The organism is Rhizobium sp. SRDI943, from assembly GCF_057653695.1.
This window is the reverse complement of record NZ_JBYGKN010000003.1, coordinates 364,902-391,209: the sequence shown is the minus strand read 5'-3', so window position 1 is coordinate 391,209 and position 26,308 is coordinate 364,902. Positions and strand designations below refer to the sequence as shown.

General features: G+C 60.3%; 21 protein-coding genes and 1 pseudogene. 19 read left to right on the top strand and 3 right to left on the bottom strand.

Annotation, left to right across the window (positions count from 1 at the left end; genetic code table 11):
- Positions 1-429 precede the first annotated feature (429 nt).
- Positions 430-814: pseudogene (locus AC245Y_RS33035) on the top strand (NYN domain-containing protein); the annotation flags it as partial.
- Positions 815-1,603: 789 nt separating this feature from the next.
- The gene (locus AC245Y_RS33030) at positions 1,604-1,738 is read left to right on the top strand and encodes a hypothetical protein (protein WP_017997286.1); all 135 of its coding nucleotides are present in this window, start codon (positions 1,604-1,606) and stop codon (positions 1,736-1,738) included.
- Positions 1,739-1,865: 127 nt separating this feature from the next.
- On the opposite strand, the gene AC245Y_RS33025 is transcribed toward AC245Y_RS33030, so the two are convergent.
- On the bottom strand, positions 1,866-3,959 hold the full coding sequence (locus AC245Y_RS33025; protein WP_017997285.1) for an ATP-binding protein: 2,094 nt from the start codon (positions 3,957-3,959) through the stop codon (positions 1,866-1,868).
- On the bottom strand, positions 3,956-4,648 hold the full coding sequence (locus tag AC245Y_RS33020) for a winged helix-turn-helix domain-containing protein (RefSeq protein WP_487762879.1): 693 nt from the start codon (positions 4,646-4,648) through the stop codon (positions 3,956-3,958). Before AC245Y_RS33020 ends, AC245Y_RS33025 begins: the two co-directional genes overlap by 4 nt.
- 264 nt (positions 4,649-4,912) lie before the next feature.
- On the opposite strand from AC245Y_RS33020, the gene AC245Y_RS33015 reads away from it, so the two are divergent.
- The 14 genes from AC245Y_RS33015 to AC245Y_RS32950 all read left to right on the top strand — a co-directional run bounded on the left by AC245Y_RS33015 (position 4,913) and on the right by AC245Y_RS32950 (position 20,639).
- On the top strand, positions 4,913-5,935 hold the full coding sequence (locus AC245Y_RS33015; RefSeq protein WP_017997283.1) for an ABC transporter substrate-binding protein: 1,023 nt from the start codon (positions 4,913-4,915) through the stop codon (positions 5,933-5,935).
- 118 nt (positions 5,936-6,053) lie between these two features.
- The gene (locus AC245Y_RS33010; RefSeq protein WP_012759966.1) at positions 6,054-7,082 is read left to right on the top strand and encodes an ABC transporter substrate-binding protein; all 1,029 of its coding nucleotides are present in this window, start codon (positions 6,054-6,056) and stop codon (positions 7,080-7,082) included.
- A 68-nt stretch (positions 7,083-7,150) separates the two neighbouring features.
- Positions 7,151-9,373: an ABC transporter permease gene (locus tag AC245Y_RS33005; RefSeq protein ID WP_012759967.1), complete on the top strand. Its 2,223-nt coding sequence runs from the start codon at positions 7,151-7,153 to the stop codon at positions 9,371-9,373.
- On the top strand, positions 9,370-10,431 hold the full coding sequence (locus tag AC245Y_RS33000; RefSeq protein ID WP_012759968.1) for an ABC transporter ATP-binding protein: 1,062 nt from the start codon (positions 9,370-9,372) through the stop codon (positions 10,429-10,431). Before AC245Y_RS33005 ends, AC245Y_RS33000 begins: the two co-directional genes overlap by 4 nt.
- Before the next feature lie 115 nt (positions 10,432-10,546).
- Positions 10,547-11,194 (top strand): HAD family hydrolase, encoded by a 648-nt coding sequence (locus tag AC245Y_RS32995; RefSeq protein ID WP_017997282.1) that lies wholly within the window; start codon positions 10,547-10,549, stop codon positions 11,192-11,194.
- Between the two features lie 97 nt (positions 11,195-11,291).
- Positions 11,292-12,299, top strand: a complete 1,008-nt coding sequence (locus tag AC245Y_RS32990; RefSeq protein ID WP_020487157.1) for a LacI family DNA-binding transcriptional regulator — start codon at positions 11,292-11,294, stop codon at positions 12,297-12,299.
- A gap of 67 nt (positions 12,300-12,366) precedes the next feature.
- On the top strand, positions 12,367-12,894 hold the full coding sequence (locus AC245Y_RS32985) for an NUDIX hydrolase (protein ID WP_017997280.1): 528 nt from the start codon (positions 12,367-12,369) through the stop codon (positions 12,892-12,894).
- A 153-nt stretch (positions 12,895-13,047) separates the two neighbouring features.
- Positions 13,048-13,629: an NUDIX hydrolase gene (locus AC245Y_RS32980; RefSeq protein WP_020487156.1), complete on the top strand. Its 582-nt coding sequence runs from the start codon at positions 13,048-13,050 to the stop codon at positions 13,627-13,629.
- A gap of 88 nt (positions 13,630-13,717) precedes the next feature.
- Positions 13,718-14,845, top strand: a complete 1,128-nt coding sequence (locus AC245Y_RS32975) for a gluconeogenesis factor YvcK family protein (RefSeq protein WP_026157705.1) — start codon at positions 13,718-13,720, stop codon at positions 14,843-14,845.
- Between the two features lie 76 nt (positions 14,846-14,921).
- Positions 14,922-15,470, top strand: a complete 549-nt coding sequence (locus AC245Y_RS32970) for a hypothetical protein (protein WP_245274069.1) — start codon at positions 14,922-14,924, stop codon at positions 15,468-15,470.
- A 191-nt stretch (positions 15,471-15,661) separates the two neighbouring features.
- Entirely contained in the window at positions 15,662-16,522 is an 861-nt protein-coding gene (locus tag AC245Y_RS32965; RefSeq protein WP_017997276.1) for an inositol monophosphatase family protein, read from the top strand.
- A 60-nt stretch (positions 16,523-16,582) separates the two neighbouring features.
- Positions 16,583-17,188: a dual specificity protein phosphatase family protein gene (locus AC245Y_RS32960; RefSeq protein WP_017997275.1), complete on the top strand. Its 606-nt coding sequence runs from the start codon at positions 16,583-16,585 to the stop codon at positions 17,186-17,188.
- The gene (locus AC245Y_RS32955) at positions 17,185-18,885 is read left to right on the top strand and encodes a metallophosphoesterase family protein (protein WP_017997274.1); all 1,701 of its coding nucleotides are present in this window, start codon (positions 17,185-17,187) and stop codon (positions 18,883-18,885) included. The genes AC245Y_RS32960 and AC245Y_RS32955 overlap by 4 nt, the downstream gene beginning before the upstream one ends.
- A gap of 113 nt (positions 18,886-18,998) precedes the next feature.
- Positions 18,999-20,639 (top strand): Na/Pi cotransporter family protein, encoded by a 1,641-nt coding sequence (locus tag AC245Y_RS32950; protein WP_017997273.1) that lies wholly within the window; start codon positions 18,999-19,001, stop codon positions 20,637-20,639.
- Here AC245Y_RS32950 and AC245Y_RS32945 read toward each other — a convergent pair.
- Positions 20,636-21,619 (bottom strand): LacI family DNA-binding transcriptional regulator, encoded by a 984-nt coding sequence (locus AC245Y_RS32945; protein ID WP_017997272.1) that lies wholly within the window; start codon positions 21,617-21,619, stop codon positions 20,636-20,638. The two genes, AC245Y_RS32950 and AC245Y_RS32945, sit on opposite strands and share 4 nt — an antisense overlap.
- A 516-nt stretch (positions 21,620-22,135) precedes the next feature.
- On the opposite strand from AC245Y_RS32945, the gene AC245Y_RS32940 reads away from it, so the two are divergent.
- Genes AC245Y_RS32940 through AC245Y_RS32930 form a run of 3 tightly spaced genes read left to right on the top strand, consistent with a single transcriptional unit; the run spans position 22,136 to position 26,292 of the window.
- Positions 22,136-23,989 carry an ABC transporter permease gene (locus AC245Y_RS32940; RefSeq protein ID WP_017997271.1) on the top strand — a complete coding sequence of 618 codons (1,854 nt, stop codon included), beginning with the start codon at positions 22,136-22,138 and terminating at the stop codon, positions 23,987-23,989.
- Positions 23,989-25,122, top strand: coding sequence for an ABC transporter ATP-binding protein (locus tag AC245Y_RS32935; RefSeq protein WP_017997270.1), 1,134 nt, complete (start codon positions 23,989-23,991; stop codon positions 25,120-25,122). The genes AC245Y_RS32940 and AC245Y_RS32935 overlap by 1 nt, the downstream gene beginning before the upstream one ends.
- Before the next feature lie 42 nt (positions 25,123-25,164).
- Positions 25,165-26,292 (top strand): ABC transporter substrate-binding protein, encoded by a 1,128-nt coding sequence (locus AC245Y_RS32930; RefSeq protein ID WP_017997269.1) that lies wholly within the window; start codon positions 25,165-25,167, stop codon positions 26,290-26,292.
- Positions 26,293-26,308 lie beyond the last annotated feature (16 nt).

Below are 26,308 nucleotides of genomic sequence, written 5' to 3'. Positions count from 1 at the left end.
TGTGCCGTGGGACCATTCTGTCGATAAAATCACCAAAACCGGAGATATGTCGTCATTATCTCCGATTCTCTGAGTCTCACAAGGGAAATAGCGTTAACAGGAAGTTAACGCACAGCAGAACTGCAGGTCATAGCGATTCTCTCTTAAAGGGAAGGTCGTGATCTCCTTATTCACAGATCATGTTGACTGCCGTCAAAACGGTGGATTTTGATAACAAACGCAATAGCTTAAGAGTTCAATCCCTTGAGGTCCCAGTTGGCGACGTCCAATTTCGTGTCGCGACGGCAATTTCGGAGAGGACGCCGACAACCGCCCGATCGCCTGGCGCCAAGTCGGAGACCTGGCGGATCGGGAGGGCTCGCATAACTTCTCGCAAGCGGAAGAACTCTTAGTCCATCTGAAGCACCATAACCGCGTCTGGCCGTACTGATGGACATCGACCACACCGCGGAAAGGAATGCCGACGGGTTGCTTGAGAAGCGACGAGGCGAGCGTCCGACATCTATAATGGTGGTTTCTCCGGCTCGCGTTCGAAGGGCTGGGCGGATGGACTGGGCAAGCACGCCATCAATCCACAGCAACGGTTGCCTATACGACGGGAAAGAACGCCTCCGATATCGCGCTGGTGATCGATGCGATGGACCTGTTGCACAATGCCCCTTTTGACGGTTTCTGCCCGATCTCGTCGGAGATCGATTTCACCCGACTACCCGCCCGGGCCCGAGAGTAGGGCGTCGATGTTTTCACCTGCAACGAGCAGAAGACCGGCCGAAAGGCCCGCCTAGCCTGCCAGTGGTTCATCTACACCGAGAACGGGCGAAACGATAGACGAGCAGAGCCCCGCTCCTGCCGACAAGCCGGGAGCGGCCGAGGCGGAAGGTGGGGCAGGACAGGAGAGCGATGCGGTCCGAGCACTCTCAAAGATCCGTCCGGCGGAGTTCAGCTTCAACGGACCGCCATGCCCGTGCCTGGGATCCTCTTGGCGCTTGATCGGATCCCAAAGGTGATGAGCCCCGAATTTTGGGGAGTAACGGCTCCGGCACCTGGCAGGGGAGGGGAGGGGGAGAGCGCTTGAAAAAGGGGGCACGAGGCTTCAGGTAGGCGAGATCGGAGGCGAGTGCCTTTAGTTGGCCGGCGAGATGCTTGTGCCTTGCGACCTGCGACGGATGTGCCGAGCTCAATCTGTTTGGAAGGCCGTGTTCGTCGTAGAGATCGTCATGGACGGAGGTCGGCCTGGACGGCGCCATGCGCCGGTCGGGTCGCGGGATCCCCGATCGTGTCGATCGGATGGCGGTCCTTCCGCTGCCCTAGTTCGATGCCATAACCCTCAAGCGCTTGCTCAAGGAGCTTTTCAACCAGCCTCTTGGTGCGCCGTGGGGCGAATGAGCCAGTTCCTTGGCCCTGGCGCAGAGGACGGAGAGCCGTTCGGAGATCGGTTTGCGCTCAGCGCTACAGGTCGAAGATTTACATCTGAGCGTAAGTGGCTCATTACCGATGCTTGCCCTATGGGTGGAAGAAGTAATAAGCCATATCGCTTCTAGTTAACGCGGGATTTACCATACTTTCAATGTGTTATGATGTTGATATGTAACCAAACGAGGCTATGGCGCCCGATTTCCGACGCCGGCGCGGCATTGCCGATCCGCGGCATTCGCTGGTTCGCATCGTCGAGACCGAGAGCTTGAAGGAAGTTCGTGCGATCCTAGTCGAAGGCAAGCCCTTTGGCGCCTCGCATTGACGCTATGGCCTTGGTCCGGAAGCATTTGTTAGCTCCGGACCGAGCTCGTTCCATGGGGAGACGGCGATGCAGCATACCCTCGCTGACGACCTGATGCTCGCAAAAGCCAGAGCCTGGTGCTCTCGATTCACGCCGGAAACAAAAGTTCAACGACGGTTCCCTTGCCCGGCAGCGAGGCAATGCGAGCGTCTCCACCGCTTTGGCGTACGAAGCCATAGACCACTGCAAGGCCAAGACCCGCGCCTCCTTCCGCGTCGCGCGTGGTGAAATAGGGCTCGAACGCCTTGTCGACGGCCTCGGGCGACATGCCGATGCCGTCATCCGTCACGCTGACGCTGACGCCAGCCTCGCTGCGGGAGCAACGAATAAGGATTGTTCCACCCGCTGGCATGGCCGCAGCGGCGTTGAGACAAAGATTGAGGATCGATTGCTCGAAGAGCGCCGTGTCGATGAAGACGATAGGCAGGTCGACGGCAATTTCGAAGGCAAGCCGGCAATTTTCGCCGATCGCGATTTCCAGCACGTCGGCCATGCCGCGCAGCACGGCGCCAATCTCCACCGCGCCGGGATGGATCGGCTGCTGGCTGCCGATGGAAAGCATGCTCCCGGCCAGCGACCTGCCACGGTCGGCAGCTTTACGGATGCGGGCGAGGTGCCGTTTTTGCCGGTCATTGAAGCCGGTTTCGCGCTCCAGCAGGCCGAGGCTACCGGTGATGATGCCGATCATGTTGCCTACTTCGTGGCTCACCTGGTGGGTCATGCGCATGATGCCGTCGAGGCGTTGGATCTTTGCTGCCTCCGCCTCCTGCCGGTCTATGTCGGTAATATCGCGCGCCAGCAGCACGATTCCGCCATCGGGCTGGCGCGACAGCGACACTTCCGTCACCCGCCCCATGTCGGAGCGGTGGCGCAGCACCGACCGGTCGGAGAGCAGACCGGCATCGTTTTCGGCCGGCAGGAGGGTCGGCTCGATCTCCGTTAGCGGCGCCACGAAACTGCGGAGCGGCAGTTTCCTGGCCGAACCAGACCAGCCGACCAGCTCGATGACACGCCGGTTCATGGTGATCGGCCGGCCGCGCGGATCAAACAACGCAATGCCCTCGTTCATGCTGCGGAAGGTGGAGCGGATGGTGCGTGCGGCGGCCTCTGCCGTGCGCCGCAGCTGCGTCACGCGCTCGACGCTCTCCCGGAACGCGCGGAAGGCTTCGAGCAGACGCACGAGCTCGGTTTCCGTGCCGTCATAGCGCGGCGTATCAACATCCTTGCGACCTTCTGCCAGCGCGTTCATGCCGTTCGAAAGGGAGACGATGCCGCGTGAGACGCGCATGACCGATCGGATCGAGACGACGGCCATTGCCAGCACCAGCAGCGAGGCGACGGCGACGATGACGAGGATGCGGCTCAAGGCATCGGAGGTCGAGACGAGGTCATCACTGAGGCTGCGGGCGACGGCCTCGCTTTGGGTTTCAGTCGCATGCGACAGATCGCGTGAGACGTTGTGCAGGCGCGAGACGGCGGCGCGGATGGCGAACATTTCGAGGAGATATCGCGTCTGTGCCTCGAAGACCCGTTCGTAAGGCGCAAGCTCGGCGGCGGCAATCCGGGTGTCAGGCGCAGCGCGTTCGAGGCGCGGCGCGGTTTCCGACACGTAGCGCCGGCGCAATTCGCCGAGCTGAAAGAGGCTGTCCGAGTTGGAGGCGGATTGCACGATGGCATTCAACCGACTGCGGAAACCGGCATCTGCAATGCCGCTGCCGGTCGCGATCTCGCCGAGCGCTGCCGCAGCCTCCGCCTTGTGCTGCTGGGCCGATTCCGCGTCGCCCGCAAGCGTCGTCGTTTGCGTGCGGATCGTTTCCAGCAGCTCGATGATGCGGCTACTTGCAAAACCCTGCACGACAGCCCCGTCGTTTTCAGGTTGCATGGCGCGCAAAAGCGCGTCGACCTGCACGACGACCGAGCGGCTTTCGCTGGAGACCCGGTAGGGTGAGGTCGCATTCATCAGGAAGGGCGCACTGGAGACGAGATCGGAAACCTGCCGCGAGACCAGCGAGGCCTTGGCGAGACTTGAAAACGCCTGCAGGCCATAGGAGGCCATCTCTTGGCGCGCCCGCTGCAGGCCGTAGACGGCAATGGTCGAAAGGCTGAAGACGAGCACGCAGATGAAGGCGATGGCGAAGGGCAGGCGAAAGGCGATGGAGGAGAGGAAGGGGCGGCTGATCACGGTGCGATCTCGCCATCGTCTGTGTCGAGAACATAGCCCTTGCCGCGGCGCGTCTTGATATGGCGCGGCAGGTCCGGATTGCGCTCGATCTTGCGACGCAGACGCAGCACGAGCACGTCGACATTGCGGTCGATATAGCGCTCGCTTTCCGCGCCCAATCGATCGAGGATATGCGCGCGGCTAACGGGTGTGTTGGGTGTTTCGGCGAGGATTTCGAGCAGCGCGAATTCGGCGCTCGTGAGCGACTTGGCGGGGTCGGTGCGGCAGATGGCGCGGCGGCCTTTGAGATCCACCGACCATTCGCCGAGCTTCAGGGATGTGGGTTCATGCTCCCGCTCACTTTCCCGCTCCGGCTTCAGCGAGGGGATCGTCCGGCGCAGCACGGCCTTGATACGGGCAGTCAACTCGATGGGCTCGAAGGGTTTGACGACATAGTCGTCTGCCGCGGTTTCGAGACCGAGCACCCGGTCCACGGCGCTACCGGCAGCCGTCACCATGACAATGCCGATATTGGCCTGTGCGCGCAGGCGCTGCGCGAAGGTGCGGCCGGAGGTGCCGGGCAGGTTATGGTCGACGAGCACGAGATGCACGGTTTCGCGCGAAAGCACGATCGTGGCCTCTTCCGCCGACGGCGCGGTGAGCGCTGTCCATCCTTCCGCCTCAACCAGGTCGGAGATAAGCTCCGCCATGTCCGGATCGTCCTCGACGATCAGAATGGTTATCCTCTCATTCAACACATGCACGTCCTCCCGCGCCTATTATAGGCAGAGCCGTCACGATCTTCAAAGCGAGCTCTTGTTATGCGGTTTGTCACATTTGTAACCTTTGTCATGTTTTCGACGATGAAGCCGCTCCCGCTGTAAGAACCGTAACCATTCTTCGATTGCGCAGGGAAACAGATGTGACATCCTGACTGCGGAGATTGGGACGCAAGGTCCAATGGGAGGAAAATTGTGAGAGGCATCACCGCTTTCAGCGCGGTAGCAGCTTTGTGGCTGGCGAGCGCCAGCACCGGCATGGCAGCCCCGTCGCTCACCGTTCTGTGCGGTGTGGACGAGATGTGGTGTGCCGCGATGAAGACGGCCTATGAGGCAAAGACCGGGCTTGAAATTTCGGTGACGCGCAAGAGCACCGGCGATATCCTCAATCAGATCCGCGCGGAGAAAGCGGCGCCTACCGTCGATGTCTGGTGGGGCGGCACCGGCGATACCCATCTGCAGGCCGGTTCTGAAAATCTTCTCGAACCGTACCAGCCTGCCCATGAGCGCGACATGCTGCCGTGGGCGCAGAACTTCTTTGCCATGTCCGGCGGCCGCTCAGCCGGCATTTATGCGGGCGCGCTCGGCTTTGCCTACAATGCCGATCTGCTGCGCGAGCTGAAGCTGCCCGCGCCGACCTGCTGGAAGGACCTCACGGACGTCGCCTATCGCGGCCGCATCCAGAGCGGCAATCCGAATTCGTCCGGCACCGCCTTCACGGCGCTTGCGACGTTGGTGCAGCTCTTCGGCGAGGACGAGGCTTTCCGTTATCTGGCTGCGCTCAACCGAAATATCGAGCGTTACACCCCCTCGGGGGCTGCGCCCGTCAAGGCGGCGGCGCGCGGAGAAACGCTCATCGGCATTTCCTTCATGCATGACGCCGTCACGCAGAAGCAAGTCGGCTTTCCCCTCGTCATCGTCGCACCCTGCGAGGGCACCGGCTACGAGATCGGCGCCGTGAGCATCGTCAAAGGCGCAAGAAATATCGAAGAAGCAAAGCGCTTCGTCGATTTCGCGCTGAGCCCGGAAGGGCAGGGTACGGGCGCGGCGTCCGGCCAAAACCAAGTGCCATCCAACGCGAAGTCCAGCCTGCCGCTTGCAGCCCCGGATATCTCGATGATCAAGATGGTGGACTATGACTTTGCCACCTTCGGCTCGCCGGGTGAACGAAGTCGACTGCTCCGCAGATTCGATGCGGAAATCGCCGTGACAAACTGATCAAGGTCTTTCGACAAACCACAATCCGAAAACATGCACACGCCGCCGCGGGCAGGCCGATGGCTCCGCTGTGTCTTGTTCGTGCGAGAATCAACCCAGGCAACAGGAGGATGCCCCAATGAAAATGAAGACCCTTTCCCTCATGCTCTTCGCCGGCACGGCGCTCGGTGCGCTACCGGCGCAGGCGGCCGGCGAACTCAACCTCATCTGCTCGGCGGACGTCGTGATCTGCGAGCAGATGAAGGGCGATTTCGAGAAGTCGCATAGCGACATCAAGGTGAACATGGTTCGCCTCTCGTCGGGCGAGACCTATGCTAAGGTGCGCGCCGAGTCTCGTAACCCGAAGACCGACATCTGGTGGGCTGGCACAGGCGATCCGCATCTCCAGGCGGCATCGGAAAATTTGACGCTGGAATACAAGTCGTCGAAACTCGACGAACTCAACGACTGGGCGAAGAAGCAGGCAGAAAGCTCCGGTTACAAGACCGTCGGCGTTTATGCCGGCGCGCTCGGCTGGGGCTACAACACGGAAATCTTCAAGACCAAGGGCTACAAGGAGCCAGTCTGCTGGGCCGACCTTTTGGCACCGGAACTGAAGGGTGAAATTCAAATCGCGAACCCGAATTCGTCCGGCACCGCTTACACGGCGCTCGCCTCTCTCGTGCAGATCATGGGCGAGGACCAGGCTTTCGACTACCTGAAGAAGCTGAACGGCAACATATCGCAATATACCAAGTCCGGATCGGCACCCGTCAAGGCCGCAGCACGCGGCGAGACGGCGCTCGGCATCGTCTTCGTGCACGATGCGGTGGCGCAGACGGCTGAAGGCTTCCCGGTCAAGTCGATCACGCCTTGCGAAGGTACCGGCTACGAGATCGGCTCCATGTCGATCATCAAGGGCGCCCGCAACCTCGAAAATGCGAAGGTCTGGTACGACTGGGCGCTGACGGCGGAAGTCCAGTCGCGCATGAAGGATGCCAAGTCTTTCCAGCTGCCTTCCAACAAGAGCGCCGTAATCCCGAAGGAGGCGCCGCGCTTCGAGGACATCAAGCTGATCGACTACGACTTCAAGACCTATGGCGACCCAGCAAAGCGCAAGGCACTGCTGGAACGCTGGGATCGGGAAATCGGCGCCGCCGCCAACTGATGCCCTGACCGGCGGCGCCCGTCTCCCCGGGCGCCGCCTCCTCACACTCAAAGACAGCGAGGTCAGCCATGAGACATGGCAATCGTAGGCTGGACATCGTCCTTGTCCTCGGCGCGGTCGCATTGACCCTATTGCCCTGGTATCGGATCGAGAACGGCTTCTTCGGACTCGGTTGGCTGGCCGCTTTCCCCCTTTCTCCGGAGGCGGCCCCCGGTATCGTGCAGATTTTCGCGCATGGCCGGCTGTGGCTTGCCGGGGCGCTCGTGCTCTTTCTTCTGGCGATCGTGGCCCGCGGCATGGCAGACCCGATGCGCCGCGGCGCCGCGCTCGCCTGGACCGGCGCGATCGGTGTTCTCTTCCTGTCGCTCCAGGGCCTCGCCATCGGCTTGTCCGGCTGGACCTGGACGGTGAGCGAAACGCTCTTCGGCACACTCTCGAACGGCCAGGCTTCCATGGGGGCGGGTGCGGTGCTCTCTGCTATCACCTTCATGCTGCTCTTCGCCTTCGGCCTTGCCGAGCGCGGTGTCATGAAGGGCGACGCCTTTGTCGTCAGCGCGATTGCGCTGCTCGTCTTCCTCGTCGCAGTCTTCGTCTTCTACCCGATCGGCAGCATGTTCGTCGGCTCTGTGCAGGATTTCGATGGGTCTTTCAATGCGGATAACTTCATCCGCAACGTGCAGGATCCAAGCATCTGGAGCCTCAATTGCCTGATCGGCGCCGGTCGCTGCGGCGTCGCCTGGCGTACGCTCTGGCTCGCCATCATGAGCGGCCTCGGCTCGACCCTGCTCGGCCTCGCCTTCGCGCTCGTCGCCACCCGCACGCGCTTTCCCTTCAAGAAGGGCCTTCGGCTGCTGACGATCCTGCCGATCATCACTCCACCCTTCGTCATCGGTCTGGCGCTCACCCTGCTCTTCGGTCGCGCCGGTGTCGTCACGCAGGGGCTGTCGCAACTGTTCGGCTTCGAGCCCGGGCGCTGGCTCTACGGCCTCACCGGCATCTGGATCGCGCAGGTGCTGTCCTTCACGCCGATCTCCTTCCTCGTGCTGATCGGGGTCGTCGAGGGCGTCAGCCCGTCGATGGAGGAGGCGTCCACGACGCTGCGCGCCGACCGTTGGCGCACGTTCTGGCGGGTCTCGCTGCCGCTGATGAAGCCCGGTCTCGCCAACGCCTTCCTCATCGGCTTCATCGAAAGCATGGCCGACTTCGGCAATCCGCTGGTGCTCGGCGGCAGCAATGGCGTGCTCTCGACGGAAATCTTCTTTGCCGTGGTCGGGTCGCAGAACGATCCGTCGCGCGCCGCCGTGCTCGCCACGGTGCTGTTGCTCTTCACGCTCTCCGCCTTCCTCGCCCAGCGCGTCTGGCTGTCGGGCAAGAACTACGCCACCGTCACCGGCAAGGGCGATAGCGGATCGCATATTGCTCTGCCGCGCGGGCTGTCGATCGGCGTTCACGCCGTCGTCATCCCGTGGATTCTCTTCACGCTCGTCATCTACGGCATGATCCTGATCGGCGGTTTCGTGAAGACCTGGGGTCTCGACAACTCGTTGACGCTCGACCACTACGCCAAAGCCTTCTCGATCAGCTTCGAAAATGGGATTGCCTGGACGGGCGTCGCCTGGAACTCGTTCTGGACAACGATAGAAATCGCGTTGGTGTCTGCCCCGCTGACCGCCGCCGTCGGCCTGCTGACGGCTTATATTATCGTGCGTCAAAAATTCGTCGGCAAGAATGCCTTCGAGTTCGCCCTGATGATGAGCTTTGCCATTCCAGGCACAGTCATCGGCGTCAGCTACATCATGGCCTTCAATCTGCCGCCCTTGGAAATGACCGGCTCGGCCCTCATCTTGATCGCCTGCTTCGTCTTCCGCAACATGCCGGTCGGCGTGCGCGGCGGCATCGCGGCGATGAGCCAGCTCGACAAGAGCCTGGATGAGGCCTCCCTGACGCTCCGGGCCAACAGCTTCCGTACGATCCGTAAGGTCATCCTGCCGCTCTTACGCCCGGCCATCACCGCCGCGCTCGTCTATTCCTTCGTGCGCGCGATCACCTCCATCAGCGCCGTCATCTTCCTCGTCAGCGCCGAGTACAACATGGCGACCTCCTACATCGTCGGCCTCGTCGAGAACGGGGAATACGGTGTGGCCATCGCCTATTCCACCATGCTGATCGTCGTGATGATCACCGTCATCGCCGGCTTCCAGCTCATCGTCGGCGAACGGCGCCTGCGCCGTGAAAACCGCGTCGCCGGCCTCGCCACATCCGCTTCCTCTCGCCAGGAGAAAATCGCATGATCAACCCCAAAGCCGGTTCCGTCGTCTTCCAGAACGTGCGCAAAACGTTTGGAGCCTTCACCGCCATTCCGGACCTCTCGCTCACCATCGAGCGCGGCACGCTCGTCACCCTGCTTGGCCCTTCCGGCTGCGGCAAGACGACGACGCTGCGCATGCTTGCAGGCCTCGAACATCCTTCGGCCGGAAAAGTCCTGATCGGCGGCAAGGACGTCACCATGCTGCCGGCCAATGAGCGCGATGTTTCGATGGTCTTCCAGTCCTATGCGCTCTTTCCGCACATGAATGCGCGCGACAACGTCGCCTATGGCCTGGAATCCTCCGGCTTCAACCGCAAGGAAGCGCGCGAGAAGGCAGAGGAGGGGCTGGCGCTGGTCGGCCTTGCCGGCATGGGCCATCGCCTGCCCGCCGAACTCTCCGGCGGCCAGCAGCAGCGCGTCGCCGTCGCCCGCGCGCTGGTGCTGGAGCCGCAGGTGCTGCTGCTCGACGAGCCGCTTTCCAACCTCGATGCGCGCCTGCGCCGCAAGGTACGCACAGATATCCGCGAACTCCAGCAGCGTCTCGGCTTCACCGCCGTCTATGTCACGCACGATCAGGACGAGGCGCTTGCCGTGTCCGACCGCATCATTATCATGAAGGATGGCGAAGTTGCCCAGTCCGGCGCCCCGCGCGACCTCTATGAATCGCCGGCTTCCGCCTTCATCGCTGATTTCATGGGAGAGGCGAATGTCATCCCATGCGAGGTGGTTGGCATCGATGGCGCAGATGCTGACATCCGCATTGGCGGTTTCAAACATCGTGTGCCGGCGGGTAGGGCGACGCCGGGCGCGGCGAGCCTTGCCGTTCGTCCCGGCGCGATCGCGCTCTCCGAGGGAGGGGGGCACGGGCTTGCCGGCCGCATCCTCCATTCGGCCTATCTCGGAGATCATGTCGAGTACGAGGTCGAAACCGACGTCGGCACGCTCTTCATCGTCGACCACGCCGTCGACCGTATCCTACCGGTCGCCTCCGACGCCACGCTCGGCTTCCGAAGTCGCGGCATCGCCCTTATCAGCACGTGAGAGCCTCTGACACGAGGCCCTGGGCCGAGCCGCGTTCGATGCCCGTCGACCAGGACGATTACGCCTGAATGGAGCCTCGCGTCAAACCGATGTTCGCCCGCCGGAAGGATGAGGTATGATTGATATTCTATCGCTGGAAAATGATTTCGAGGCCGTGATTTTTGATTGCGACGGCACACTTGTTCACACGCCCCCTGTCTATGCGGACGCATGGGCGGCCGGCTTTGCCCTTTCCGGCAAACCGATGAGTGAGGCTTGGTATTTGATGCGGGCCGGAATGTCTGAAGTGGTTCTTATGGACGCCTTTGAGCGAGAATTCGACGTTGTGCTCGATCGCGCATCCGTCATCGCCACCATGCGATCGCACTTTCTCCAGAATGTCCACAATGTGCGCGAAGTTCGCGCGGTTGCTGCAACCGTTCGCCGGTTGGCCGGCTTGCGTCCCATGGCTGTTGCATCCGGCGGTTCGCGAGAAATTGTCACAGCGACCCTACAAGGAACGGGCCTGCGGGAGTATTTCGACCAGGTGGTCACGATCGATGACGTGCCAAATCCAAAGCCGGCGCCGGACCTGTTTCTGCAGGCGGCCGCTTTGTTGGGAATAGAACCAGCCCGGTGTGTCGTGTTTGAAGATAGCGAACAAGGTCTTGAAGCAGCTCGACGGGCGGGTATGAGCGCCATTGATGTGAATCGACTTGATCTCCATGAGCAGCAACAGCTTGCAGATGAATGCCTGAGCATTCGGTCGGTGCAGGCGCATTAATCCTGCGGCAGGTTTTGTCCTAAAGAACCGCCGGGGCCGGCTCTTGCACGCAATTGCAATTTGTGCACAGTCCGGGCAAAGGGAGTTGCCGGTGGTCATGAAGGATTTTGTCAGCGCGCAGGAGGTTGCTGAGAAAGCGGGCGTTTCGCGCTCGGCGGTATCGCGTGCCTTTACCCCGGGTGCCAGTGTATCGGCGAAGACGCGCAGACGCGTGATGGATGCGGCCGAGGCGCTTGGCTACCACGTCAATCATCTGGCCCGGGGGCTGATGACGAATGAAAGCGGCATCGTTTGTCTTATCGTGTCGGAACTCGGAACGCCCTTTCGCTCATCTCTGATCCGGGCGATCACGCAGCAGCTTCAGAATAGTGGAAAGATTGCCATGCTCATTAACACCGACCGTTCCGACGGCAGTGTGGATCGGGCGCTGCGCCAGGCAATTCACTACCGGGCCGATGCGTCGATCATCCTATCCGGACTGCCGGACAAGTCGATCACACAGCTCTGCCTGAGGAATGGTCAACGCCTTGTCCTCATCAACCGTGATGACGACCAGCCGGGGCCGCTGCGCATCAACATCGACGACCAGGAGGCCGCTAGCCGCATCCTCACCGCCTTCATGCGTGCAGGCTGCCAACAACTGGCATTCGCCAATTCCGAGGTCGGCACACCGAGCCTGATGGCGCGCGAGCGCGGTTTCGTTGCGGCGGCTGCGGCCCTCGGCATCGAGGTTGCGGTCGAGCGTCATGGCTCGACTGGCTACGAGGCTGGAAAGGTGGTTGCCCAGAGGCTGCTGACGCGCACGAAACGGCCCGACGCGATCTTCTGCGCCAACGATCTGCTCGCCTGCGGCGTCATGGATGCCGCGCGCCATCAGTTCAAGATCTCTGTTCCTGACCAGCTTTGCATTGCAGGTTTCGACGATATCGAGCAGGCGTCTTGGTCTTCCTACGATCTGACGACCTTCGCACAGCCGGTTGAGATGGTGGCGCGCGAAGCGGTCGCGTTTCTAGCTGCTCCTACCCTTCCGGAAGATGCCGGTGAGGTTAGGTCTCTGAAACTTCATGCCGAACTGGTCTGGCGCGGCTCGATCCGCGGCGGGTAACATATTCTCCCGCCAAACCCTCGCGCGAGTAACCTGGAAAGGCTTCATATCCGTCCTCGGGAAACACATGAAGAACGACGATAAACGCCAGAAAAACAAGGCCGCGGGTTTGCTGCAACAACTGGCGCTCGCGCCCGAGACCTTGTTCAAGGGAGCCTTTCTGCAGCAATATGGCGCGGTCTGCTTTCGCTATCTCGGCGACGAGGACAAGGTCGAGATCCTGTTGGTCACGTCGCGTCAAAGTCGTCGATGGGTCATCCCCAAGGGCTGGCCGATCAGGAGAAAGAAGCCATTCGAAACGGCTGCCACCGAAGCCTGGGAGGAAGCAGGTGTTCAAGGGAGCGTGCGCAAGAAGCCGATTGGCCGATACACCTATCTCAAGGAACTTGGTCCTGACGTGGTTTCGCCATGCATGGTCGATCTGTTTCAGATCGAGGTCAAACGCCTGACGGACGACTTCAAGGAGCGTGGCGAGCGGGTTCTCGTCTGGGTCTCTCCCGATGAGGCAGCCCGGCGCGTGCGTGAACTTGAACTCAAATCGCTCCTCGTGTCGTTTCGACCACATCGACCGAGAGCAAAGATCAAAAACAGGTAGTGAGGGCCGTCCTCGGGCCTTCTGACTGTTCAGACATCCCTTTTCCCAGCACGAAGCAGGCGCCGACATTCAAACAGTCTTTCGAAACAGATAGAGCTTGGCTTCATATATTTGGCCCGGCATTTCCAGCCATGAACAGGAACCGATACGGCCATGGATCCATCTTCAATCATGAAAACGTCAGAGCAAGGCGCGGGACCGGACATCATCACAGTCGATTCGCGGGAGGTCTATGCCAACCGGTGGATGACGGTCCGCGAGGACAAGATCCTGCGCCGTGACGGGTCGCCTGGGCACTACGGCTATGTCGACAAACCCGACTTCGTGATGATCCTGCCCTTCGACCAGGGTCTCGTTCACGTCGTTCAACAATTCCGATATCCGATCAAGTCGCGCCAATGGGAATTTCCTCAGGGAAGCTGGGAGGAGAAACCGGACGCCGATCCCGGCGAACTCGCCCGCGGCGAATTGCAGGAGGAAACCGGGTTGATTGCGGGCTCATTGATCAGGATCGGCACTATCTACCCCCTTTATGGAACGGTGACCCAGAGATGCCATGTCTTCTTCGCGACGGATCTCACGCCAGGGGAAAACAAGCTCGAGCATGAAGAACAGGACCTCGTTCGCGCCACCGTTTCGGTTGATGAGCTGCAACGGATGATCCTCGACGGCGATCTCCAGGATGCGGGCACGATTGCCGCTTTCGGGCTTGCCAGGCTGCGGAAGCTTCTGTGACAGCCTCGTCACGATATGTGACGACGGGAGAGCTTTTGCACGTAATCCGCGCAGGCTATGCATGTGCTTCTAAAGATCGCGAGCGGGTATGAAACGGATTGTATTATTCTCGGGCGGCAGCGCCTGTCGATCGATCAATGTGGCGCTGTGCCAACGTGGAGCCGACGTTACCCGCGTCGTGCCTGCTTGGGATAGCGGCGGCAGCTCGAAAGTTATTCGCGAGCGGCTCTCCATCCTCTCAGTGGGAGACATCCGCCAGGCTCTGATGACGATGGCACATGGAGAAGGCTGCGCCGGTGACGTAGTCAAGATCTGCAACGCCCGGGTATCGGCCAATCTTGGCTTTGACGATGCCCGCAAGGAATTCCTCTTCTACGCCGAAGGCCGTCATCCGTTGCTCGAGAGAATGGAGCCGGGCCTGCGCGGTGCAATCCTGAATTATCTGAACACATTCGCCACTTCTGTCGGTCGAGATTTCGACTTCAGGCACGGCAGCGTCGGGAACTTCATTCTGACGGGCGCCTGCGTGGCGCATAATGGAGACGTCAACACGGCGATCTTCGTGTTCAGAAAGCTGTGCGGCATCGTCGGAAACGTATGGCCTTCGTCCTGTGACAACGACTTGGTTCTCTCCGCAACTCTGAGGGATGGTCGGAGGCTTGCGCCGCAGGACGTCATCACATCGATGGGGGCAGGGGATGCAAAGGTTGGGATCGCAGAGGTCGAGCTGGCTGGCGCCGATCAGGCCCTGCCGGTTGCCAACTCGGCTGTGCTGGACGCCGTTGCCCGGGCGGACCTGATTGCCATCGGTCCGGGCAGTCTCTACACAAGTATCCTTCCTCATCTTCTGGTGACGGGCCTCGTTTCAGCTATCGAGAAGGCCAACTGCCCGAAAGTCTTCATCGGCAACATCCTGCAATGCCGGGAGACCATGGGACTAACGCTCGAAGACGTCCTGGCGGCCGCGGATCTGCATGCGCGCAAGGGCGGCGGAACCTCGAATCTGTTCACCTTCGTTCTCGCAAACAGGATGCTGTTTCCCTTCGAGAAGACGGTCGGAACGTTTCCCTATCTCAGAGAGAAACCGCAGGAAAAGAACGGGCGTCACATCATCAAGGGCGAATTCGAAGATGCCTGGAGCCGCGGTCAGCATGACGGTGATGCAACCGCTGCAGCCTTGCTGAAAATCGCATCCGGAGACGCTTCAGATGCATGAGATAATAAGTAGGGTCGACGAGGTCAGGCGCCTCAAGGGTTTCCTGACCATTGCGCAAACGCTGCAGCTTGCAGATTTGGGCGTCACGGTCATCGATCCGTTTTCGACCTTGATTTCCTCTCGCGCCAGCCTGGGGTCTGGCGTCTTCCTCTGGCCTAATGTGACAATCGAGGTCGGCCCGGAGGGATCGGTCAGCATTGGCGCGTCGACCGTGCTTCACAGCGGCGTGCGGATCGAGGCCGGCGCCGGTTCGATTGCCATAGGCGCAAACGGCGATCTCGGTCGGGAGGGGGGCTTTACCCTTGTGGTTGGCGCACAGAGTGACAAAATCGATGTCGGAAACGATGTCCGGTTGAATGGCGGCGGTTCGATTACCCAGAGCGCAACGCTTGGCAACGGCGCGCAGGTTCTTGGTCCGATCCGCATCCAGAATTGCCAGCTTGGCGGCGGCGGCTCCTTTCGCGAGCGTGATCCGGACAAGCGAGGAGCAGTCCTGAAAGGCAGCGGGGTTGCCAGAAACATCGATCTCCCGGCGGGCATGGTCATTCAGGCATTTGGGCTGTTTTCCGAGGCGCCGAAGCGGTGGCAGAGCTATTTTCATCCCCAGAAAGACGAGCGATCCTAAGCCGCTGTGGAAGAGGGGCGACATCGATTGGGCTTCAACATTCCAGAGGCCGGCAGATGGTCGGGCGCGCTTGCAACCATCAAGGAAAACGGACGAACAGAACCAAGTGATCACCAGCGATCGCAGGACTTGACCCGATTGCACGCGCGTGCAAATATGAGCGCGCGTGCAAAACACCTGAGGGGAATCATATGCATTCAGTATCCGATGCAGCCTTGGCCGAAACCCGCGCGGATTATTGCCGCGCCGTCATCCGCACTGCCGGGGATCTGGTTCTCAAAGGCTTTCATGCCGGAGTGGCAACCGGTCTGTCGATGAAGGGGCCACAAGATTACCTGACGGAAACGGATGCCGCGTCCGAGGCCTTGATCCGCGACAGCATCCTGGCTCGCTTTCCGGGCGACAGCTTCTTTGGAGAAGAAGGCGGCGGCGCAATCGGTGAGCGCGTTTGGGTCGTCGACCCGGTCGACGGTACAGCCAATTTCGCGCGCGGTATTCCGCATTTCTGCATCTCGATCGCCTACGTAGAAAAGGGTGTGACGGAATTTGGCGCCATCTATAACCCCGCGCTCGATGAGTTGTATTTCGCAGAACGCGGCCGCGGCGCCAGTTTGAACGGCAAGACGATTCGGGTCGCTGCGACACACCGTTACGATGCCACTACCATCGAAATGGGGTGGTCGACGCGCGTTGCGAACGAGACCTACCTCGAGGTCGTGAAAGGATTGCTTGATCTCGGCACAAACGTCCGAAGGGCGGGCTCGGGTGCATTGGCTCTGGCCTATGTGGCCGACGGCCGCTCCGACGGATATGTCGAACTGCACATGAATTCCTGGGACTGCCTGGCCGGCCTTCTCCTCGTCAGCGAGGCGGGGGGCGATGTCTGCCCCTTCCTCGATATCGGCAGCCTGGAAAAGGGTGGTCCCGTCCTTGCCGCCGCTCCAGCCATTGCCGCAGGGATCAGCAAGGTCGCCAAAATCCCGCTTTCGACGGCAGGCAATTCGCCTGAGAAAGCACACTTGGGTGGCCCCGGGGCTCTCGCAGGAGCTTGAGAACAAGCTCAATCCGCCGGTAGCGGCGACAGGCGCACGCGGCGCGAAGGAGGACTTGACATGGACGGACCCGTTTACGCTCGCCCGGCGATCAGCCTGATCGCGGAAGGGCTAGGCCCTTTCGGGGCGGCTCTTTTCATTGGCGGGAGCACCGGTGCAAGCGACATTGGTCTCCTGCGCCAGCACCAGATCACGACTGTGGTGAACTGCGCCGTCAATCTCGATATCAACTACGTGCAGGCAGACCAGGGAACGGCTGACCTGCGGGCGTCAGGCTACGGAGATATTCGCTACTACAAAATTGGCCTCATCGACGGGGAGGGCAGCCCTGATACGATGATGCTCGGCGCCTATTACATTCTCGACGGCGCTCTGCGCCAGACCATGCCGAAGCGGCAGACCTACCCCTTTCCCGACGGCGGCAATGTGCTCGTCAATTGTCGAAGCGGGCGCAGCCGCTCTGTTTCGCTGGTTGCGCTTTTTCTGCACAAGCAGCAGCCGCATCTCTATCCAAGCCTGGATGACGCCCTCGCCGTCATCCGCGAGCGGCGCGAGCTGCGTCCCGACGAGTGGTTCGAAACGCCAAAGCCGATGCTCTACGCAGCAGCCCAGCGGGCGTCGGAGTGGATCGACATGATCGAAGAACGCAGGCAACGCAATTCATGATGCCCCGATCCTATCCCGAGATTGCCGTCATCGCGGATGCACATTTTCACGACGTCGATGCCGATTTCGGCTTTTCCGGTGTCAGGATCGGCGGTCGCGCCATGACGATGCGCAGTTGGTCGGACACACGCCAGTCAACGCGAGTCTTCAACGAGAGTGCCGGCGCACTCCTTGCGGCGCTTGAACACGTACAGAAACGTGGCATCCGACATGTCGTGCTGCTTGGCGACTACAGTGACGATGGCCAGCGGGCAACGACGGAAAAGCTCGCCGACATTTTGCAACAGCACAGCCGGGAGCATGGAACGGCCTTCTATGCGCTGCCGGGAAATCACGACATATTCGGCCCGCGCGGCCGTCATCACACCAAGCAGTTCCTGACGGAAGGTGGTCAGGCGATCCTCGTCTCGAGCGATGCCGGACTTGCACGCGAGGGTGCAGTCTTCAGCGACAGGATGTATTGCGAAGGATATCCGGATGGGCTTCGCGCGATGGCGAATTTCGGCTATTTCCGCCGGCCGGAATACATCCATTGGGAAAGCCCTTTTGGATTATCAGATGCTCAGGAGGATAGGGTCTACGAGGTGACGTCGCCGGACGGCGTCAATCGCTATCGGCTCATGGACGCATCCTATCTCGTCGAACCAGAGCCTGGCCTCTGGCTGCTGATGATCGACGCAAATGTGTTCGAGCCCCTCGATGGAGCCTTCGCCGATGGTGAGGAGGCAGCCTTCACCGACAGCACCGCCGGCGGCTGGAATGCCATGCTGCGTGCTAAGCCTTTCATCTTTTCATGGGTCAGCGACGTTACGCGCCGGGCACGTCTTCTCGACAAGACCGTGCTCGCCTTTTCTCACTATCCGGCGCTCGATCCCTTCGACGGCGCTTCCGATGCGGAAAAAACGCTCTTCGGTGAGACCAACGTCGTGCGCCGCACGCCCCGGCGGGAAGTCGAAGAGGCGATCCTTTCGGCAGGCTTGCAGGTCCACTTCAGCGGCCATCTGCACGTTGAAGGCGTCACCACGCGAGGTTACGATAGCAGCCATGTGACCAATATTGCTGTCCCGTCGCTCGTCGCATTCCCCCCAGCATTCAAGGTCATACGACCAACTCGACACCATTTGGCCGTCGATACGGTCGGGCTTTCGGCAATCGCTGTCGACCGTGATCTCCTCTCAGGCTATCGGCTTGAAACCAACGGTCGCCATGAGCGCGGCGCCGATGCGCTGTCTGCTGACAGCTACGGCGCCTTTCTCCAGGCCCACAAGCGGGCGCTGGTCGTCCATCGTTACCTGCCGAAGGAATGGCCAGGCGCGTTCGCGGCAGCGATCCTGGAGATGAATGTCGCGCAGGCAGCACAATGCGTAGCAGGGGGCGCCGCAGGGGAAAGTGACTGTCTCGAACTGTCGAGTTCGGCCCAGGCAGAAGATCTTCCGATGATCGATCTGATCGCCGACTGGTATTGCCTGAGACAAGGCGGGCATCTGTCAATCGAGCATATAGAACCCGAACGACTGGCACTCTACCGGTCGCTGACAAATCAGTTCGGTCGCGCGCCCGACGCCTATGATGGATCGCTTCCTAGCTTTCTTGGCGTTTTCCTCGGAGCACTTGGCCTATTCCTGGACCGCGCGGCAAAGGGCAGACCTAACATCGTTGTCCCGCTCGAAAGGGTTCAGCAGGATGTCCCGGCATAGCAGCGCGACATCGAACGACGATAATGTGAGTTGGAATAAAATAGGGGTCTGACGACGCGTTTGGTCGCCATGAATGCCGGAACGCGAAGCCGGCAGAATGCAGCAGGTGTGATATGGAATCGGCTATCGTCAGCATCAATCTTTTCGGCGCGGTCGCTCTGCTTCTGTTTGGTCTAGCCCAGGTCAAGGGCGGCATGACGCGCGCCTTCGGTACGAAACTTCGTGCGGGCCTTGCCAGGAGTACCAGAAGCGGCACCAGATCCCTTTGCGCTGGCTTCATTGCCACTGTTGCTCTGCAAAGTTCTACGGCCACCGCCTTGATGGTTGCCTCCTTCGTCGAGAAAGACCTGATCGTGCCGGCCATGGCACAGATCGTGCTCCTCGGAGCGAACGTCGGCACCGCTGCGACCGCTTGGATCGTCGCCCTCGGCCTCGGCTGGCTCTCGCCATTGTTAATCCTTGCCGGCGCCATCCTGTTACGGGGCCGCTCCACAGCCCGCCAAGGCACGGGTACGGCACTGGTGGGGATCGGCCTCATGCTGCTGTCTTTGCATCTGCTCTCGGGAGCGACCGATCCCATCCGACAATCGCCGGCGCTCAGCCTGTTCATAACTATGCTCGGAAACGCGTGGCCGGTTGCCTTGATCTTTTCGGCCGTTCTGGCGATCCTGGCATCTTCCAGCCTTGCGATTGTCGTTCTTATTCTTTCACTCGCCGCCGGTGGTGGCATCGACACGGGGCTCGTGATCGTGCTTGTCCTTGGCGCCAATCTCGGAGGGGCGGTTCCGCCCGTTCTTGCCACCCTTCGGGCGCCGGCGAGTGCCCGAAGGGTTACACTCGGGAACCTCATCGTACGGGCGATCGGCGTTTGCATCGCCCTTCCTCTTGCAGGCTATGGCGCAGACCTTCTGGAACTATCGCCGCTGCCGCATCAGAATTTCGCAGTCGACGCACATCTCGCCTTCAATGTGCTCGTCGCTCTCGTTGCCTGGCCTTTGTCGCCATACGTCCTGTCACTGATGTCTCGTCTCCTGCCGGAGGAAGAGAAAAATCTTGAGAACAGCTATTTGGACAGCAATGATCTCGCACGTCCGCTCTCCGCACTCGCCGGGGCAAGCCGCGAGGTCATGGTGGTCGGCGATCTAGTCGAACAAATGCTGTCGCAGGCGGCTGAGGCGATAAACCGAAACGATTCCTCCACTCTTGCCGGAATCGCAATGCTGGAAGGCAGGGTCGATCGGATTCAACACGCGATCAAGGTCTATATATCCAAGCTTGGTCATGATGGCTTGAGCGCAGAAGAACATCGTCGCTCCATGGGCATCGTTGAATATGCCATCAATCTGGAACACATCGGCGACATTATCGAAAAAGGGATACTCCCGGAAATTGCCAAGAAAATCGAACGTGGCCTGCAATTTTCGCCGGATGGGAAAGAAGAAATCTCCGGCCTGTTCGCTGTTACGTTCGACAGCTTAAGGATGGCGCAGACGGTTTTTGCAACACAGAACGCCACACTGGCGCGCCGGCTCGTCGAAATCAAGGAAGACGTGCGCCGGCTCGAAAAGCAATCGGCCCAACGGCACCTGCAGCGCCTGCGCGAAGAGCGGCCCGAAAGCATTCAGACGAGCTCGCTGCACCTCGATATTCTGCGCGACCTGAAACGCATTCATGCCCATATCGCGGCCGTCGCCCATCCGATCCTCAATCAAAGCGGTCTTTTGATTGAAAGCCGAATCCGCCAGGCCAACTAGCGGGCTGTTGTCCTCTCCACCATGAACACCGACACGACTTGAAGCCGGGTCTCTGTCTCGTCGCTGTCGAGCGCCGTCAGAACTTTGTCTGTCAGGTCGTCAAGCGGTTGGGCAACCGTGGTCAACTGGTAGCTCTTCCAGCTCGCCTGAGGTATGTCATCGAAACCGACGACCGACAGATCTTCAGGCACGCGGCGGCCCACTTCCAGGCGGGCTGCATCCAGAAATCCGAGAGCCATGAGGTCGGTGACGCAGAATGCGCCATCAATAGTCTTGTCCGAAAGCAGTTCGCAGGCGGCCTTATAACCGCTGTCATAGGACGTCGGACCACCCGACCAAGCCACGACCTCTATGCCTTCTATCCCCATGCGCTGGCTGAAAGCGTTCGCCCGACGAACTTGTGACGGGGTCTGGCTGCTGCTCGAGACGACGACGACCTTTTTGCAATCGGCTTTGACAAGTCGCATGGCGGCGAGCTCGGCACCGTGGGAATCGTCGCTTAACACCATGCTCGTATCGGTTCTGTCGAGGCGCTGGTTGATCAGGATGAGGCGAACACCGTTGGCGATGCACTCGTCGATGATCGAGGTTGGAGGCTCCCCCGAAAGAACGATGATTGCTTGAGCCCGGAACTCGAACAGAAGTTCGATGAGGGGTGCAATATCCTTGCGTGCATCTGCTGCGTTGAGGAGCAGGCATTGCAGGCCCCGCCGCAACAGACCGATGCTGAGAAGATCAAGCTGCCTGGAAATGAATGGCGAACTGAGATTGGCGCCAACCACACCGATGAGATTGGAGCGCTCGCTCATCAGACCCTGAGCCAGACGGTTGACGCGATAGCCGAGTTCACCGGCGGCTTTGAGGACCTTGCGTCGCACCGATTTCGATACACTTCCGCCATTGAAAGTGCGCGACACGGCCGAGCGCGAAACTCCCGCGCGCTTCGCCACTTCTTCTGCCGTCACAAATGTTTGTGCCATCAATATTTCCACTCGAACCAGGGTCTTTATCAGTGGCCATAAAGTCCCGGTTTTTCCAATCGAATATTTTCAATCGCCTGCCAGTCACGCTTAGCGGCAGCTGACCAATCAGCATCGCCGGCTGCGCAGGATGAGACCTCACAACATATCGCGGCTGGCCGCCATGCATACCTGTTCGAAAGTACATTTTAAATTGATAAAAATATTTAATGAAAACAACTAGATAACATATTGACCGCGCGTGCATTTTCTCGTTGACAAAGGGCACGTTTCAATGGATCATGCGTTCTATAGAAGAGCATAAATGGAATGCTTATTCCGTTGAGGATGCCTTTGACGCGCGCGCCGGGAGGAGCCGGCTCGCTCGCCGGTGCGCGGGCCTTAGAGGCCTGTGGAAAATTGAATTCTTGCTCGCGCTTTTTGCGCGCAGGGGCATCCCGTTCGCGGGAGCCTTCTGTGCATGCCTTCGCTTGGACGACGTCATGCGAGCAAGGAGATGACGATACGGGAGGTACGATGGCTCTTTTTAGCGAGACGATGAAGGCAAAAGCGCCCGCCACGGGTGTTGGTGCAAAGCCATCCGGATGGCAGGTGTGGCGCTATCGGTTCAAGGTCGCGCTGCGCGAGCCAACGACGCTGATCGGTGTCTTGACGGCCCTGCTGTTCACCTACCTGATTGTGGTTCCGATCATCTCGATCGTTCTGGACGCCATACGCGTCCAGTTTGGCAATGAGCGACGGCTCGGCAAACAGGTCGGCGACCTCACCTTCTATTATCTCGATCGGACATTCTTCTCTCCTGTTGCGACCGACCTGTTCTGGCACCCGCTCGTCAATACCTTGACCGTTGCATTTGGTGCCATAGCCCTTTCTCTGGTGATCGGCACCATCCTGGCCTGGTTGATTAGTCGGACTGACATGTTCGGGCGACGCTGGTTTGCGACCGCGTTGATCGTTCCGTACATGCTGCCTGCGTGGACCTTCGCGCTCGCATGGATGACGCTGTTTAAGAACCGGACGATCGGCGGTCAGCCGGGTTGGTTCGAGGCAATGGGCATGACGCCACCGGATTGGGTCGCCTATGGTCGCTTTCCGATCACAATCATACTTGCCTTGCACTATACGCCCTTCGTCATCCTCCTTTTTGGTTCTGCGCTCCGTCGCTTCGATTCCCAGCTTGAGGATTCCGCCCGTATCCTGGGCGCCCAGCGTTACCAGGTTGCCTTGCAGGTCATTCTGCCTCTGATGCGGCCGGCTCTCCTGTCAGCAATGGTTTTGATCTTCGCCAAGTGCCTGGGCGAGTTCGGCGTTCCCTACGTCCTTGGCCTGCCCATCAAGTTCGAGGTGCTTTCGACCTCGCTGTTTCGTAGTATCGCCTCGCGCCAGACTGGCGTGGCAGGTGTCGTCGCAGCCTCGATCATGGTGATCGGCATCATAACGCTGATGATCGACGCACGGTTGGTGCGCGAGGCCCGCCGCTTCGTCACAATCGGTTCGAAGGGGTCTATGAACCGCCAAAGCCGCCTGGGTAAAATGCGGCTTCCGGCGACGGGGTTCGCCGCAGCGATCTTCCTTCTCGGTGTCGGACTGCCGCTGCTGACGCTCGCATTGTCTACCGTCATGAAAATTCCGGCGCAGTTCACACTCGACAACTTCACGCTCGACTACTGGATCGGCACCAATCTCGATACGGTCGCGCTGCAGACGGGCATTCTCTTCAGTCCAGATCTCTGGGCAGCGGCCGGAAACACATTGATGATCGTCGGCCTAGCATCCCTGACCTCGGGTATTCTCGGTCTCTTCGTCGGGTATGTCGTCATCCGTACACCGGTCCGCGCGCTGTCGGTCTACCTCCGTCAAGTGACGTTCCTGCCTTATCTCGTGCCGGGTATCGCGTTTGCCGCGGCCTATCTCTCCTTGTTTGCCGTTCCGCGCGGGCCGATGCCGGCGCTTTATGGGACCGTGACCATCCTCGTGCTTGCCCTTATCGCCGATCAGATGCCCTACGCTTCCCGCGCTGGCATCTCCGCAATGACGCAGCTCGGCAAGGATCCGGAAGAGGCCGCCCAGATCGCCGGTGCAGGGTGGTTGCGGCGCATGATCTCGATCGTGATCCCGATCCAGAAGGGCTCCCTGGTGACCGGCGTGCTTCTTCCGTTCATTTCCGGGATCAAGGGCCTCAGCCTCTTCGTGATCCTCGCCGTCCCGAGCACCGACGTTCTGACCACCTATTCGCTCCGGCTTGTCGATTATCACTACACCCAGGCGGCGAATGCCGTCGTCCTGATCATCGCCGGCATTGCCTATTTCGGCACGCTGCTGGCCCAGAAACTCACCCGCACAAATCTTGCAGAAGGACTTGGAAGCTGATGCCTACGATCAACCTGCGCGGTGCGCAAAAAAACTACGGCGTGAATGCAGCAAACGCGGTCTCGGACCTCGATCTCGAAATTCGCGATGGTGAGTTCATGTGCCTTCTCGGCCCCTCCGGCTGCGGCAAGACGACGACCTTGAGGATGATCGCCGGGCTGGAGAACCTGTCTGGAGGTGAAATTCGCGTCGGAGACAGACTGATCGATTCCGTTGCCGAGGGCGTTTTCGTTCCTCCCGAAAAGCGCGAGATGGGTCTCGTCTTTCAGAGCTACGCGCTGTGGCCGCATCTAACGATCGAGCGGAATACCGATTTCGGCCTGCGGCTGCGCAAACTGCCGAAAGCCGAGCGTGAGGCCCGCGTGGAAAAGGTCATGCAGGCGCTCGACATCGCCAAATATCGCGATCGCTATCCCTCGCAGCTTTCCGGCGGCCAGCAGCAGCGCGTTGCGCTTGCGCGCATGCTCGCGGTCAATCCGGGCGTGCTGCTTCTCGATGAGCCTCTGTCCAATCTCGACGCTCGGCTTCGGCTGGAGATGCGCGCCGAACTCAAGCGGCTACACAAGGAGTTCAAGACGACCATCGTTTTCGTGACCCATGACCAATGGGAGGCAATGACGCTTGCGACCACGATCGCCGTCATGAACGAGGGCACGCTCCAACAGATGGGGACGCCCAATGACATCTATGACCGGCCGGCCAATCGTTTCGTCGCGGAGTTCGTCGGCAGCCCGCCGATCAATATCCTGACATTCGGACAGCCGGGTGTCTCCGATATCGCCGACAAGGCTGAAGCCTATTTCTCGGCGCGGTATCCTGCACTCTCCGGCATCGGCTCGGTCGGCATCCGGCCGGAGGCGATCGGGTATGTCTTGAAGCTCGAGGACATACCGCAAGGTGATTTTTTCGGCGAGATGACCGTCACTGGCGTCCTGCCGACCGGTGGCAGTTGGATCCTCGAATTGCGGAGCGACAACCATACGCTGTTTCTCACGACCCACGCGCTGCCGCGTATCGACGCCGGGGAGCGCGTGTTTTTCCACGCACCATCTGAGGCCCTGCATGTTTTCGATGCACGCGGAGAGCGAATTACGGAGTCAGATACGCTGCTGAGGAGCGGCGTCTACAACTGACACCCGCGCAACCAAGAATAGCTTACTGAAGGAGGAGCAGTAATGAAGAGAAACCTGTTCGGCGGCATGGGCCGCGTGTTGTGTGCGACTGCCGTTGCGATGGCTTTGGGAGGTGCGGCAAGCGCCGAGGAGTCGTTCGACCTTGATGCGTTGATCGCGGCTGCCAAGAAGGAAAAGCCGATTACGGTCTATGACAGCACCGGCAAGATCGTCGAAATGGCGAAGAATTTTGCCGCGAAATATGGCCTGTCGGCAGAAGGCTCCAAGGTCAAGGCGTCGGCGCAGCTGGAGATGATCATCCGCGAGGCCCGCGCAAACAACATACAGGGCGACGTGTCGATCGTCAGCGACGCTCCGGCTGCCATGGCCCAGCTGATCCCGCAGGGCTTTGCCGAAAGCTGGCTGCCGCCGGACCTGGCCAAGAGCATCCCTGCCGAATATCAGGATCCACTGACGGTCGTCACGAGCGCGAACGTGTGGTCCTATAATACGGCGCTGTTCGACAAATGCCCTGTCGACAACATTTGGGAACTGACCGAGCCGAAATGGAAAGGCAAGGTTGCGATGCAGGATCCGCTCGGAAAAGCGTCCTATGTCGACTGGTTCAACCAGATGGCAGAACATGGCGACGACAAGGTTGCTGCGGCCTACAAGGAGCGATACGGCAAGGATCTTCAGACGGATGAGGCAAGCGCCACCGCAGCATGGGTCAAGGCGCTGGCCGCCAATGCGCCGCTCCTGACCGATGCGGACGCCGCCGCTGCGGACGCCGTCGGCGCCCCCGGGCAGTCTCAGCCCTTCATGGGGCTCATCAGCTCGGCCAAGTTTCGCGATAACGCCGATAGCGGCATGAAGCTCGGCCTTTGCAAGGACCTCAAGCCATGGCTCGGCTGGCTTTATCCCGGCGTAGGCCTGATCACGAAGGGTACCGACAGCCCGAATGCCGCTAGGCTTTTCATCCACTACGTCATGACCGCCGAGGGCATCGCACCGCAGGCTATCGACGGCAAGATGTCGACGAACAAGGATGTCAGCCTTCCCGCCGATGAGCCATCCGGGATCGGCGCGGCTCTAGACCAGTTGCTGCCATACCAGATGGCGACCAGTCTTGACGACTGGGATGCCCGCGAAACGTGGCAGGACTTCTGGCGGATGAACTATCAGAAATAACGAGCCGACCAGGGAG